Genomic DNA, 12,805 nt, shown 5'->3' on the forward strand with positions numbered 1-12,805 from the left:
ATAATGAAAAAAATCTTATCTATAGCCGCTCTAGCTGCGTTGCTGGGCGGTTGCATGCCTTCACACGATCATCTAGCAAGTAGCGTAGTATCGCCTGAACCGGACTGGATCAAATATCTAGAAAACGACGGCACCGTCGGCGATGTCGCATTTTTCTCAGAAAATTTGAGCGCAACTCACGCGCAAAAAAACGGCGATATCATCGGTATGGCGCTCATAAAAAGAGACGGTCAAAATTTGAAGCTTGGCGATATGTACGCGCAAAACGGTATTTCGTTTATAGTTTTGGAGCTTAACGATAAGGAAAAATTTGGCTATCAATACATAAATATGCGCGATAAAAACGAGCTTGCGACTCTAAGAGGGGCCAAAAAGGTCAAATTTTATCAGTTTGGCGGCGGCATATTAGAGAGCGTAGTTTTTAGCTCGGACTCGGGCGCCGTGTGCGAGAGTTTTGCGGTGGGTAAGACGGTAAAAGCTCATGCCGTGACTAATTATTACGATAAAGAAAGTCCCGACAATAGCGAGTTTTTCGCGACTTTGATGGATATCGGAGTGAAAAAGGGCAAAAGCGCCGAGATCAAAAATCTAGACTTTAAATTTTTCGTTAGCGACGGCAAGCTAGCTAGCACGCAGACGCGGGCTCGATCGGCGGAATTTAGGAACAAAGTCATAGACGCCGACGCTAAAAAACAGGAGCAAATCCTATCAAATATCGTTTGCGCCGCGCCTAAAAACTGATCGCTTTTATCAAATTTAAACACGAACGCGAGATGAAAAACTTATTTCTAGCGGCTATTGCGGCCCTGGCTTTTTACGGTTGCGCCGGCATCACTAGCAGCGCAAATATAGCCGAGCACGACGTCTCAAATATCGATGTTCCCGAGGATGGCTGGACGAGATATCTGGGTACTGACGGCGCCGTTAGAGAGGTTGCCTTTTTGACGGCATTTTTCTCGCGTGATTTTCGCGCTCAGCCTGAGGACGGCGAAGCTACGGGCTTTGCTCTTACTAAAAAAGAGGGCAGCAGACTACCTTTTAGGCTCGGCGCCGTCTATAAAAGCGGCGGTAGTGCGTTTATACTAAAAGACGCCGATACCGAGGCGGAGTTTGATCTAAAAGACGAAGCGAGTGCGACCCAGCTTCGTGGCGCTCGGCGGATCAAATTTTACGAATTTAGCTCAAATTTGACGACGGTAGCAGTTTTTGAGGCGCCGATTTCGGTTTGCGAGGCGTTTCAAAAAGGCGGCAGTGTGAGCGTGAAATCAGCATCTAGCTACTATGATACGCAAAATTTAGAAAAACGGTATTTTACCGCCGTTATAACGCAGGCAAAAATTTCATCCAAAAGCGGCGCGCTACTTTTAAAATCTCAGATAAAAAATTTTACAAATTCCGACGGCTTGCAAGAAGTAGCCGAAAAAACGCCTAAATTTGAGGAAAAAATCCAAAACGAGTTGCGCGGGTATGAGCTGAGGCTTAATCAAATTTGCGCTTTTGGCACGAAAAAAGAGAGCAAAAATGAAAAACAGGATGATTTTTAAGACTGCGGCAGCGGCCGCTATGGCATTAGCGTTTAGCGGTTGCGCGGGCATCACAGGCGAGATGGGCGGCGAGAGAGCGTGGCGTACGTATATGGAAAACGACACTAGCATACAGCAGATCGGGTTTATAACCGAGACTACGGTCTACGAGATGAGCGGCGGCAAAAAAGAGGAAAAATTCGGCGACTATATGGGTAGGGCCGAGGTGAAATCGCCGGGCGAGAGCGACTTGGCGAGCCAAAATCTAGGCTGGGTTTACTCAAGCGGCGACGGCGTAAAAACTCTGATAGTGATTGATCTAGATAGCGGTAAAAATGTAGATTTGAGCGATAAAGACGAGATAAAAAAGCTGCAAAACTCAAAGAAATTTAAGTTTTACGAATTTGGCGGCGGGATCCTTGAGAGCGTGGTTTATAGTGCGCAAAAATCTCCCGTTTGTAAGGCGTTTTTTAGCGGCGAACCTATAAACGCTAGAAGCGTGACGAACTACTACGTGGGCGCGTCTGATGAGTTTTTCGCTACCGTGATAGACGCGAAGATAGTCGGAAACAAAGGCTTTGAGATAAAAAATCTGGACTTTAAATTTAACCTACCGAGTAGCAAACTAGCCGAAGCTAAAGAGCAGGCGACCTCTGCGAAATTTAGACAAGACGTCGTCGAGCAAGACCTCAAAAAGCAAGGACGCATCCTGCTAAACATACTTTGCTACTATAGCATGCCGAGCAAATAGTCGTTTAGGACGGGTAATCGCCCGCCGAATTTGCATAGTATAGGACGCTCTTGCGTAGAACTGACGATATAAAAAGAAAAACATGAATCCGTTTAAAATTTTGATTTTTGCGGTTGTCGTAAATTCTGTTTTTGCCGACGACGCGTCAAAGGATGTAAATTTGATCGCAAATGCCGCTCGCAACCAAAAAGAAGTAAAAATGCTAGAGGCGTTTTGCGGATCGATTTTGCTGTTTAGTATGGCTTCATGCATGCAGCTAGCGGACAAGCGTTTGGACGAAAACAGCGCATTTTACGACAGACAAAAGGGGCTAGCGGCGTTGCAAAAAGTCTGCGACTCGAAGGACGAGCGCGACTCAAAACTTGCCTGCACGAAGCTAGCGTGTGAGTCCGGCAAGAGCCGCGAATGTCTAAACGCCGCTAAATACTATCAGGTCTTGCTTGTCGGCGGCGAGGTTGTGTCGGCGCTTTTTCAAAAAGGCTGCGACGAGCGCGGCGGGATGGATTGTTTGTATGCTAAATTTTTTGATAAGGCTCGAGACGGGATGACGGACGAGTATGTGCGAAAGATGAAAAAGTATCTCAAAAAGGCGTGCGATGCGGGCGAAAAAGAGGGCTGCAAGGAGTTTGAAAAACTACGCGAGCTTTGAGTTGCGAGATAAAATTTAATGCAAAAAGCGACTTTTATCTAAAATTTGAGCCACCCTCCGAGACCCACACCCCAAAAATGCAAAAATCTTGCGACGCTTTATTTCGTCGCTTTAAAGGCGCCATAGTGGACGGAGGGACGAAAAGACGATGCGGAAGCAATTTTGCGTCTGCTTTTAGTTATGAACCATGGGCGGCTTTTTAAAACCGCAGGCAACAACGGCGACCGTAAGGTAGGCCAAATAAAACTCTTTGCCACCTAAAAAATGATAATCGGACTTGCTTTTGATGATTATGAGATAAGATTGAAGCAAATTTGAGTTTATTTTTAAGTGAGAATTTAAAATTTTTATCCAAATTTGACTAAAATTGGATTTGACGTTTTTAAAACGCAGGCCTGGAGGATAAAATTTAAATACAGCAGACAAACAAACCTCAAATTTAAGCAGCGACTTTTACAACTCAAATTCAGCAAATTTTAGCGAGAGAAAATTTGCAAGAGACTACAACAAAGATCCGCTCGTGATCACCGATTATAGTAACTTTATCGATTTTACGCTTTGTGGAGCGTCGTTTTTTTGCGCTATGTCGCTTTTTTTATTTGCGATAAACTATTTTGACGATAGGAGCAATAGCTTTTTTACTTGTTTTTCTCCTGTTTTGATAGCGCTGACTTTTACGCTTTTGACGTATGTATTTTCTATGGTTGTATATAGGCGCGAGATTAAATTTACGAACAGATATATAGAATTTATTCGAAAAGGTAAAGTCGAAAGACGCTACTACGTAACTAAAGACCATAATATGATCAGGCCGTTTTTCGTAGGAGATAACAAGGGATCGGATTTGGGCGACAAGGCGTTTATTTTTGTTTGTTTAGCGGGCATGACGTTTATTTCTAACGGCTCGATTCTACTGCTTGGGCTTGCTTATTATTTATCGAATTTGGCGATCAAATTTTTACTTTATTTGATTTTAAACGGGAGTTTTTGGGGATTTACGGCGTTTCCTTCCATTAAGCTTGGAACGAAATATCTAGGTTTTAGAGCTAGAAGGCATTTTTTGATATATTTTTACTGTGAGAAAATTTACGACGAGGTTGGCGAATATTTTTTACAAAAAGATATAGATATCGACGAAATCGAGAAAAGTTATAGTTTTGAGTGATGGGTAAGTTTGACTACTAAGTCAAATTTCTCGTTTTTTGATTGCTTTTTGGTTTATCAAGTTTTTATGCGAATTTAAGTAAAATCAACCAAAATTTTTTAAAGGCTAAAAATGGACAAAGCTACCGTAAAAGCGCACAAAATCAGCGACCAAGAGTACGAAGAGATCCTAAAGATCCTAGGTAGAGAGCCAAATTTGCTCGAGCTTGGGATATTTTCCGCAATGTGGAGCGAGCACTGCAGCTACAAGTCGAGTAAAAAGTACCTAAACGGCTTCCCGACCAAAGCCCCGTGGGTGATCCAGGGTCCAGGCGAGAACGCGGGCGTCATCGACGTCGGAGGCGGCGTCGCGGCGGTGTTTAAGATGGAGAGCCACAACCACCCAAGCTTCATCGAGCCTTTTCAGGGCGCGGCGACGGGCGTTGGCGGGATACTGCGCGACGTATTTACGATGGGCGCGCGGGTCGTGGCAAATATGAACTCGCTGCGATTCGGCGAGGTGAGGGGCGAGAGCGAAAATGCGAGAAAACAGCGCTATCTGCTAAAAGGCGCGGTCGCGGGCATCGCTCACTACGGCAACTGCATGGGCATCCCTACTATCGGCGGCGAGACGACGTTTGATCCTAGTTTTAACGGCAACATCCTAGTAAACGCATTTGCGCTGGGGCTTTGTAAGAGCGACGAGATATTTTACGGCAGAGCCGAAGGTATCGGCAACCCCGTGATCTACGTGGGCTCAAAGACCGGTCGCGACGGGCTTGGGGGAGCCGTGATGGCTAGCGATAGCTTTAACGACGCGAACAAATCCCTGCGCCCGACCGTGCAGGTGGGCGATCCGTTTGCCGAAAAGCTGCTGATGGAGGCGTGCTTGGAGCTGTTTAAAACCGACTATGTCGTGGGTATCCAGGATATGGGCGCGGCGGGGCTAACCTCTAGCAGCTTTGAGATGGCCGGACGCAGCGGCAGCGGTATGAAGATGTATCTAGATCGCGTGCCTATGCGCGAGACGGGCATGACGCCGTACGAACTCATGCTAAGTGAATCTCAGGAGCGTATGCTCATCTGTGCCAAAAAAGGCTGCGAGCAAAAGATACTCGAGATATTTAAAAAATGGGACCTAGACGCCGAGATCATCGGCGAGGTGACAAGTAGCGGCGTGATGGAGCTTTATTGGCACGGCGAGCTAGCGGGCGAGATACCGATAGCGCCGCTTAGCGAAGCCTCTCCGGTGCTTGACCGACCGACTGCGCGTCCGAAATACCTAGACGAAATTAAAAATTTGCAAATACCTGAAAACGTCGATGGCAAAACCGCGTTTTGGAAGTTGCTTGGCGAGCCAGAGGTGCTAAACAAGTCGCTAATCTACGATCAATACGACGCCAATATCCAAACAAATACGATCAAGCAGCCGGGGCTCCTTGGAGCCGCGGTTATCCGCGTGAAAGAAACGGGTAGGGCGATCGCGATGGCGGCGCAGTGCGACCCGCGGGCAAATTTCGTCGATCCCAAAATCGGCGCGGCTAGAGCGGTCGCGGCGGCCGGACGAAAGGTCGCGATGAGCGGAGCGACGCCTCTAGCTATCACCGACTGCCTAAACTACGGAAATCCGCAAAATCCGGAGGTCATGTGGCAGTTCGCGCAGGGCTGCGAGGGTATCAAAGAGGCTTGCCGCGAGCTAAATACGCCAGTTGTGAGCGGCAACGTGAGCCTATATAACGACACCGAGGGCGTGAGCGTCTATCCGACGCCCGCGATCGTGACTGTGGGCGTGAACGATGATGCAAACGCGAGTTTGTCCAGCGTCTTTGCGCGCGTGGGCACGGCGATATACGTGCTTGGCGAGACGAAGGGCGAATTTGCCGCGTCGCTTTACGCTAAGGCGCTATTTGACGCGGTGGGTGGCGAGCTGTGCGCGGTGGACTACAAAAAAGAGCGCGCGCTGTGGGACTTGGTCATCGAGGCAAATAAATCGGACGCGCTAGAGTTTGCAAACAGCGTAGGCGTGGGCGGCGTAGCGATAACGTTAGCTAAGATGGCATGCCTAAGCGGGCTTGGTGCGGAGTGTAAATTTGATGTTAAAAAGTCAAATTTCATCTTTGACGAGAGCTTTTCGCGCGCGATCGTCGGCGTAAAAGACGAGGCTAAATTTGAAGCTCTAGCCACAAAATACGGCGTCAAATTTGAAAAAATCGGCAGCGTGGGCGGAGATAAATTTAAACTAAACGATATCGATGAAAAGCTAAGCGACGTGAGCGAGGTTTATTTTAATAAATTTGCCGCAATCATCCGCCAAGAGGACTAAAATTTGACGCCCAATTTTGGCGAGGCGGGTTTGAGCTGGCTAAATTTGAGCGGCGTAAATTTGATGCTTGCTAAATTTGGCTCGTCTCGGCGGCGTTTGGTCAAGCATTTTAGCGCCAAATTTTGCAAGCGATATTAAAAGATCGTAAAAATTTGAATCAAAATTTGAAAGGAAAGTAGATGTCTTGGAAAGACTTTTTAAACAACAAAGAAGAAGAACAGCCGCAAAAGGAGGGCAGAGGAATGGATCAAAAAAGCGTAGCTAAACCGCCGGTGTTATTTAGCGAGACTCAGCAGGTACTAAAGGCGGTCGAGGCCAAACTGGGCGGCACGCTCATCACATACTACAACTCAAACGCGGGCAGCGTCTGCGGCAACGACGCGAGCGCGATGTATGAAATTTTAAAGGGCAAAAAGATAGAAAACGCGTTTTTGTTCATCAAAAGTGACGGCGGCAGCGGTATCGCAGCGCTTCGTATCATCAGCACTCTGCGAAACTACTGCAAAAACATCACCGCTCTCATTCCTGCTAACTGCGCGTCGGCTGCGACGATGATGGCGCTTGGCGCAAACGAGATTGTGATGGGTCCGCTAGCGTATCTGACCGCCGTCGATACCTCGCTAAAGCACGCGATGAGCCCGATAGATAACGGCAACGAGCGCGTTAGCGTATCGATGGACGAGCTAAACCGCGTGATAAAACTATGGAAAATGCACGAAAAAGATAATGACGAAAACCCGTATAAATCGCTATACAACTATATCCATCCGCTGGTTTTTGGCGCCGTAGACCGCGCTAGCTCGCTCTCGCTAAAGATTTGCTGCGAGCTTTTGCGCTACCATATGACCGACGAATCAAAGATCCAAAACATCTCCGAGCGCCTAAACAGCGACTATCCGGCACATGACTATCCGATACTTTTCCGCGAGGCAGAGGAGATCGGACTGCACGTGCAAAAGATGGACAACGAGCTAAACGAGATGCTCCAAGAGCTCACGCTTCTTTACTCCGAGATGGGACAGCGCGCGTTTACCGACTACGACGAGAACAGCTACCACGACAACAACATCGCCAACATAATCGAGGCAAACGGCAAGCAGATTTATTATCAGATCGACAAAGATTGGTTCTACCGCCCCGACGAGCGCCGCTGGAACGTGATGAACGACGAGAGCTCGTGGCGTAAAAACGAGCTAGTGGGCGGCAAGCTCAAAAATACGATTTATCATTTATGGTGATATTTTGAATTTTATTTTTTGGTTTTTGATATTTTACGGGATTTATTATCTGGTCTCAAATTTCAGTCAAAATCCCGCAAATTTAGGCGGCTCACAAAAACGGGCGATGTTTGAAGAGGCGAAATTTTTAGTTAGCTTGCTTGCCAAAGTCGCCAAAAGCGACGGCAGGGTAAATGAGCTAGAAGCTCGCCTTATCAGCGAGACGCTAGACGATATCACGCTAAGGCTCGGTAACGACGCAGCTATGAGAGCGGAGCTAAAGCAGATATATAACCGCGAAAAAGAGACAGTGCATAATGCCTATTTTATCGCGCGGCAATATAAAGATCGCTTTCGTCTTAGCCAAGACGCCGCGGCTGCGAAGATATCGTTTTTGTTAAATTTAGCCTACATAGACGGCGAATTTAGCAAAAGCGAGCGCAATATCATAGAGCAGATCGCCTCCGGATTTGGGCTTGATGAGGGCATCTTTGAAGCGATACTGGCGAGGTTTGAGGCATTTTACGATCAAAGGCAGACGCGGCGAAATCCGTATGAAATGCGTACGAAAAGCCCGTATGCAGTGCTTAGTCTAAAAGAGGATGCGCCATTTGACGAGGTAAAAAAGCGCTACCGCGAACTCGTGAAAAAATATCATCCCGATATCCTTATGGGGCGCGGCGAGAGTGAGGAGATGATAGAAAAGAGTACCCGAAAACTGCAAGAGATAAATGAGGCGTATGAAACCATAAAACAACGTGCGGCTTAGCGGCTTGTCTTTTTGATTTATACTTTGTTGGTTTTAAATTTTACTCGGTCATTACCCACTCGGTAACTCCCGTCGTAAAATTGAAAACCGCCGCGTCTAAATCAAAAATACTTCGCCTTTAGGTTTTTAAAATTTAGTCAAATTTCTGTAAAATTAAGCCAAGTTTCGGCGCGGTATCTTGCGATGAATTTAAATGCTTTACTTCGCCTGCGGCTCGTAACTGCAAGCAGAAGCGACAAAATTCCAGACCGAAGATAGAACATGTAGTTCATCGAGCTTAAAATTTAAAAGCTAACGAAGCATAAGTAGAAAAAGAAAAGCCCAAAAAAAGAAAGGAATATAAATGAGAGCATTAATCAGCGTCAGCGACAAAGAAGGCATCGTAGAGTTTGCCAAAGGACTCGAGCGACTCGGTTTTGAGATATTAAGCACGGGCGGTACGCACAAATTGCTAAAAGAACAGGGCGTAAAGGCGGTTGAAGTGAGCGAATACACGGGCTCGCCCGAGATGTTTGAGGGACGCGTGAAAACCCTGCACCCAAAGATTCACGGAGGGATATTGCACAAGCGAAACGACGCAAGCCACGTGAGCCAAGCCGCGCAGCACGGCATCGGCGGCATCGATCTGGTCTGCGTAAATTTATATCCGTTTAAGCAAACCACCATCCGCACCGATGATTTTGATGAGATCATCGAAAATATCGACATCGGCGGCCCTGCGATGGTGCGATCGGCGGCTAAAAATTTTGCCAGCGTTTATATCATCACGAGCCCGCTTGATTATGACGAGGTTTTACGGGTCATAGGGGGCGCGGACGAGAGCGAGAAGGCTACTTTTAGGCGAAATTTGATGATAAAAGCCTACGAGCACACCGCGGCGTACGACTCTATGATCGCAAACTATATGAACGAGCGCTTTAACGACGGTTTTGGCGAGATAAAATTTATCGCCGGTAGCAAGGTTTTTGACGCGCGCTATGGCGAAAACCCGCACCAAAAAGGCGCGCTATACGAGTTTGATTACTTTTTTAGCAACAACTTCACCGCGCTAAAAGGCGAAGCGAGCTTCAATAACATTACCGACATCAATGCCGCTTTAGCGTTAGCAAGCAGCTTTGACTCCGCGCCTGCGGTCGCCATCGTCAAGCACGCTAACGCTTGCGGCTTTGCCGTAAAATCAAATCTACTCGAGAGCTACGTCGAAGCGCTAAAATGCGATCCAGTCTCGGCATACGGCGGCGTCGTCGCGATAAACGGCACGCTAGACCGCGCTTTGGCCGAGAAAATCAACGAAATCTACGTTGAGGTCATCATCGCCGCAAACGTTGACGAGGACGCGCTCGCGGTATTTGAAGCCAAAAAGCGCATCAAAATTTTCACTCAGGGCAATAAATTTTTACAGCGTGCAAACGACAAATACGATTTCAAGCACGTTGACGGCGGCTTTGTCTATCAGCAAAGCGACGAGGTGAAAGCTAGCGAGCTACAAAATATGAAACTACAAACCGCGCGCGCAGCTAGCGAGGCTGAGTTAAAAGACCTTGAGATCGCGTGGAAAGTCGCGGCGCTCACGAAAAGCAACTGCGTCGTTTACGTGAAAAACAGCGCCGTAGTCGCCATCGGTATGGGTATGACTAGCCGCGTGGACGCCGCGCGTGCGGCCGTGGCTAAGGCGCGCGATATGGGGCTTGATTTACGCGGTTGCGCGCTTGCTAGCGAGGCGTTTTTCCCGTTCCGAGATAGTATTGATATCGCAAGCGAGGCGGGCGTAAAGGCTGTGATACAGCCTGGCGGTAGTATCCGCGACGACGAGGTCGTGCAGGCGGCAAACGAGCACGGCATGGCGATGTATTTTACGGGTGTGCGCCACTTTTTACACTAAAATTTGATTGTTTGATGGCAAGGCGGCGTAAATTTGACTGCGTCGTTTTGCCGTTCTAAGCTTATTGATTAGCGGCGCGCTTGCTCCGCTTTGCTTAAATTTGACGTGCCTGCTTTTAAATTTGGACTGCGATTTGCTTGCGCTTTGGAGATTAAATTTAATTGAAAGCAGTCTATGAAGCAAATTTTGATTTTCTTGGTATTTTTGGCGGGGCTTTATGCGGCTAATATCTACGTAAACGGCGAAAAGGTCGGCGGCAGCGATCAAAACGCTACCTATAACGGCGAGAGCAAAAACGAAATCCTAAAACAAGAGGGCAAAAAACAGCTCTGTAAAAAAGGCTACAAGCAGTACTGCTAGGCGGTGCTTTATGTTTTAATTGGTGGTCAAATTTACGCCACCAAATTTTATCTCATCTCAAATTTCACATCATCAACGCTCGGGTTTTGCCACTCAAATTTGACTCCGCGGTCGTCAAATTTAAAATTTAACCCCTTAAGCAAGGTCAAGACGCCCGCGCGCAAAATAAGAGTATAATTATCCAAATTTAAAACAAGGATAAAAAATGAGCGATTTTTTCAAAGGCGCCGAGCAGTTTAACGCCGAGGGCGCGACGGTGCCGTTTTATAGATATAGCGAAGGCGGAGTGGATTTCGTCGGATTTGACAGCCGTCCGTGTGTACCGCCTGAGCCTATGGTAAATGCGCTAGTAGCGATCAAATTTGCAAACCAAAACACCAAAATCGTGATGGTAAATCATAAATTTCCAGCCGGACTGATCCCTAAAATAGAGGAGCAGTTTGACATCGAGCGCGAGGATTTAGAGGGTGGGGCGGTCAAGATGACCTTTAGCCTAAAGCAGGGCGCGGACGTCAAAAACGTAGATACAAGCCTTTGCCACTGAGATAGGCTATGCTTTTAAACACCTTTGCGCCGCCTTTTAAGCTAGTGGGCGGTTATTTTATCGCAGGTATTTTCTTTTTGATAGCGAGTATCCCAGCTTTTTTTGCGGCTGATTTTGAAACGATCGCGGGGCTTGAGACGGCGGGATTTTTGCACGTTTTTTTCGTCGGATTTGTGATGAGCATCATCATCGGCGCGTTGTATCAGCTCACTTCGGTGATTTTAGAAAAGCCGTTTTCGACGATCAAGGGCGCGATGCTAAATTTAGCCGTCTACTGCGTAGGGATCGCTGCGATGGGCTACGGGATGATCAGCGGCAAAACGGGCTTCATGCACGGCGGCGGCATGGCGCTTTTTCTGGCGCTGCTGTTTTTTGGCACGACCTATATCGTTAGCTTTATGGATAATGAAAAAAAGAGCTTCGCGGCCTTTATGCTTTTTGTTTCGGCGATATTTTTACTCGCGGGCATCTCGCTTGGATTTTGCCTTTTGATGATACTTTCTGGCACTTTGCCGATGGATTTTATGTTCGCGCTTAAATTTCACGTCTATTTCGTACTCGGCTTTGTTTTTTTCATCATCGTAGGCGTGGCGACCGTGCTGCTACCGATGTTTGCTCTTGCGCACGATCTAAAATTTACGCTTAGCAAATTTGCCTTCGGGTTTTATATTTTGGCTGGTGTTTTGCTCTTTTTTAGCGAAATTTACGCGTACTTTGCCTTTGGGGCGGCGATTATTTGCTTTGTCGCCGAGGCGCTACATATCCTAAAAAAGCGCGTCCGCAAAGCATATGACTACTGGAACGTCAATATCGCTCTTTCGCTCGCGGCCTTCGTGCTTTTTTGCGTATTGATTGCGGCGGATAGATACGATATGGCGGTGTTTATGCTGATTTACGGCTTTTTGTTCGCCTTCATCGCGGCTCATCTTTACAAGATTGCGCCGTTTCTCATCTGGTACCACTACGTAGCGCCCTTTGTGGGTAAGATAAAGGTGCCGCTGCTAGATCAGATGATACTTAAAAAGCCTGCATATATCGGTATCGGCTTTAATGCTCTTGGACTCGCGCTCTACGAACTTGGCGTCTGGCTGGAGATAAAATCGCTCGCACACTGCGGCGTGGCTTGCCTACTCGTTAGTATCGTTTTGGTCGCGATAAATATGATAAATGTTTTTAAATTTACGAAATTTGGAATAAAGGAAGAAAAATGAAAGAAAAAATCTATGCCGCTCTCTCAAACATCGTCGATCCCGAGGTGGGCTTTGATATCGTGTCTTTGGGGCTGATTTACGACGCGGTTTGCGACGAGAACGGCAAAGCAAAGGTCACGATGACGCTATCTACACGCTCATGCCCGCTGCATGAGATGATACTGGGCTGGGTGGAGACGGCGGTGCTAAACGTCGACGGCGTAAAAGAGTGCGAGATAGACCTCGTGTGGGAGCCTGCGTGGAGTATCGAGATGGCGAGCGACGAGGTGAGGACGGCGTTAGGAGCGTGAATTTGGTGTTAGCTGCGAGCGAGTTTTGCCGAGCTGCCGACTAAATTTGATCGCGATTTGATCTGTTTATAAGCTTGTATGGGGCGCGTATCATTTTATCCCAACCAATTCTCCTCTGCGCCTTAATACCGATACGAAACTAG

At 47.4% G+C, this 12,805-nt stretch carries 14 protein-coding genes; all 14 read left to right on the top strand.

Going from position 1 to position 12,805, the window contains the following annotated elements:
• Positions 1-3: 3 nt before the first annotated feature.
• The 14 genes from Q0394_RS11155 (at position 4) to Q0394_RS11220 (ending at position 12,662) form a co-directional block, all read left to right on the top strand.
• Positions 4-741: a hypothetical protein gene (locus Q0394_RS11155; RefSeq protein ID WP_002952255.1), complete on the top strand. Its 738-nt coding sequence runs from the start codon at positions 4-6 to the stop codon at positions 739-741.
• Between the two features lie 32 nt (positions 742-773).
• Positions 774-1,544 carry a hypothetical protein gene (locus Q0394_RS11160; RefSeq protein WP_298947693.1) on the top strand — a complete coding sequence of 257 codons (771 nt, stop codon included), beginning with the start codon at positions 774-776 and terminating at the stop codon, positions 1,542-1,544.
• Positions 1,522-2,274 carry a hypothetical protein gene (locus Q0394_RS11165; protein WP_298947699.1) on the top strand — a complete coding sequence of 251 codons (753 nt, stop codon included), beginning with the start codon at positions 1,522-1,524 and terminating at the stop codon, positions 2,272-2,274. The genes Q0394_RS11160 and Q0394_RS11165 overlap by 23 nt, the downstream gene beginning before the upstream one ends.
• An 82-nt stretch (positions 2,275-2,356) precedes the next feature.
• On the top strand, positions 2,357-2,923 hold the full coding sequence (locus tag Q0394_RS11170; protein ID WP_298947701.1) for a hypothetical protein: 567 nt from the start codon (positions 2,357-2,359) through the stop codon (positions 2,921-2,923).
• A gap of 520 nt (positions 2,924-3,443) precedes the next feature.
• Positions 3,444-4,088 carry a hypothetical protein gene (locus Q0394_RS11175; protein ID WP_298947703.1) on the top strand — a complete coding sequence of 215 codons (645 nt, stop codon included), beginning with the start codon at positions 3,444-3,446 and terminating at the stop codon, positions 4,086-4,088.
• A 111-nt stretch (positions 4,089-4,199) separates the two neighbouring features.
• On the top strand, positions 4,200-6,389 hold the full coding sequence (gene purL, locus Q0394_RS11180; protein ID WP_298947704.1) for a phosphoribosylformylglycinamidine synthase subunit PurL: 2,190 nt from the start codon (positions 4,200-4,202) through the stop codon (positions 6,387-6,389).
• 3 nt (positions 6,390-6,392) lie between these two features.
• A complete protein-coding gene (locus tag Q0394_RS11185; protein WP_298789437.1) occupies positions 6,393-6,527 on the top strand; it encodes a hypothetical protein in 135 nt (44 codons plus the stop codon).
• A gap of 41 nt (positions 6,528-6,568) precedes the next feature.
• On the top strand, positions 6,569-7,627 hold the full coding sequence (locus Q0394_RS11190) for a hypothetical protein (protein ID WP_009496422.1): 1,059 nt from the start codon (positions 6,569-6,571) through the stop codon (positions 7,625-7,627).
• A 4-nt stretch (positions 7,628-7,631) separates the two neighbouring features.
• Positions 7,632-8,375, top strand: a complete 744-nt coding sequence (locus Q0394_RS11195; protein WP_298947707.1) for a TerB family tellurite resistance protein — start codon at positions 7,632-7,634, stop codon at positions 8,373-8,375.
• A 343-nt stretch (positions 8,376-8,718) separates the two neighbouring features.
• Positions 8,719-10,257 (top strand): bifunctional phosphoribosylaminoimidazolecarboxamide formyltransferase/IMP cyclohydrolase, encoded by a 1,539-nt coding sequence (gene purH, locus Q0394_RS11200; RefSeq protein ID WP_298947708.1) that lies wholly within the window; start codon positions 8,719-8,721, stop codon positions 10,255-10,257.
• A gap of 174 nt (positions 10,258-10,431) precedes the next feature.
• Positions 10,432-10,617, top strand: a complete 186-nt coding sequence (locus tag Q0394_RS11205; RefSeq protein WP_002946870.1) for a hypothetical protein — start codon at positions 10,432-10,434, stop codon at positions 10,615-10,617.
• Positions 10,618-10,822: 205 nt separating this feature from the next.
• Positions 10,823-11,161: a hypothetical protein gene (locus tag Q0394_RS11210; protein ID WP_298947710.1), complete on the top strand. Its 339-nt coding sequence runs from the start codon at positions 10,823-10,825 to the stop codon at positions 11,159-11,161.
• Positions 11,162-11,169: 8 nt separating this feature from the next.
• On the top strand, positions 11,170-12,372 hold the full coding sequence (locus Q0394_RS11215) for a peptidase M50 (protein WP_298947712.1): 1,203 nt from the start codon (positions 11,170-11,172) through the stop codon (positions 12,370-12,372).
• Complete coding sequence (locus tag Q0394_RS11220; RefSeq protein WP_298947714.1) at positions 12,369-12,662, top strand: metal-sulfur cluster assembly factor; 294 nt, start codon at positions 12,369-12,371, stop codon at positions 12,660-12,662. Before Q0394_RS11215 ends, Q0394_RS11220 begins: the two co-directional genes overlap by 4 nt.
• Positions 12,663-12,805: the final 143 nt, after the last annotated feature.

The organism is uncultured Campylobacter sp. (genome assembly GCF_938039205.1).
In the GTDB taxonomy this organism is placed as follows: Bacteria; Campylobacterota; Campylobacteria; order Campylobacterales; family Campylobacteraceae; genus Campylobacter_A.

What these genes read in the sequence shown, in the direction of transcription:
- Q0394_RS11155 (WP_002952255.1), top strand. Translation starts at nt 4, where the DNA reads ATGAAAAAAATCTTATCTATAGCCGCTCTAGCTGCGTTGCTGGGCGGT.
- Q0394_RS11160 (WP_298947693.1), top strand. Translation starts at nt 774, where the DNA reads ATGAAAAACTTATTTCTAGCGGCTATTGCGGCCCTGGCTTTTTACGGT.
- Q0394_RS11165 (WP_298947699.1), top strand. Translation starts at nt 1,522, where the DNA reads ATGAAAAACAGGATGATTTTTAAGACTGCGGCAGCGGCCGCTATGGCA.
- Q0394_RS11170 (WP_298947701.1), top strand. Translation starts at nt 2,357, where the DNA reads ATGAATCCGTTTAAAATTTTGATTTTTGCGGTTGTCGTAAATTCTGTT.
- purL (WP_298947704.1), top strand. Translation starts at nt 4,200, where the DNA reads ATGGACAAAGCTACCGTAAAAGCGCACAAAATCAGCGACCAAGAGTAC.
- Q0394_RS11190 (WP_009496422.1), top strand. Translation starts at nt 6,569, where the DNA reads ATGTCTTGGAAAGACTTTTTAAACAACAAAGAAGAAGAACAGCCGCAA.
- purH (WP_298947708.1), top strand. Translation starts at nt 8,719, where the DNA reads ATGAGAGCATTAATCAGCGTCAGCGACAAAGAAGGCATCGTAGAGTTT.
- Q0394_RS11205 (WP_002946870.1), top strand. Translation starts at nt 10,432, where the DNA reads ATGAAGCAAATTTTGATTTTCTTGGTATTTTTGGCGGGGCTTTATGCG.
- Q0394_RS11210 (WP_298947710.1), top strand. Translation starts at nt 10,823, where the DNA reads ATGAGCGATTTTTTCAAAGGCGCCGAGCAGTTTAACGCCGAGGGCGCG.
- Q0394_RS11215 (WP_298947712.1), top strand. Translation starts at nt 11,170, where the DNA reads ATGCTTTTAAACACCTTTGCGCCGCCTTTTAAGCTAGTGGGCGGTTAT.
- Q0394_RS11220 (WP_298947714.1), top strand. Translation starts at nt 12,369, where the DNA reads ATGAAAGAAAAAATCTATGCCGCTCTCTCAAACATCGTCGATCCCGAG.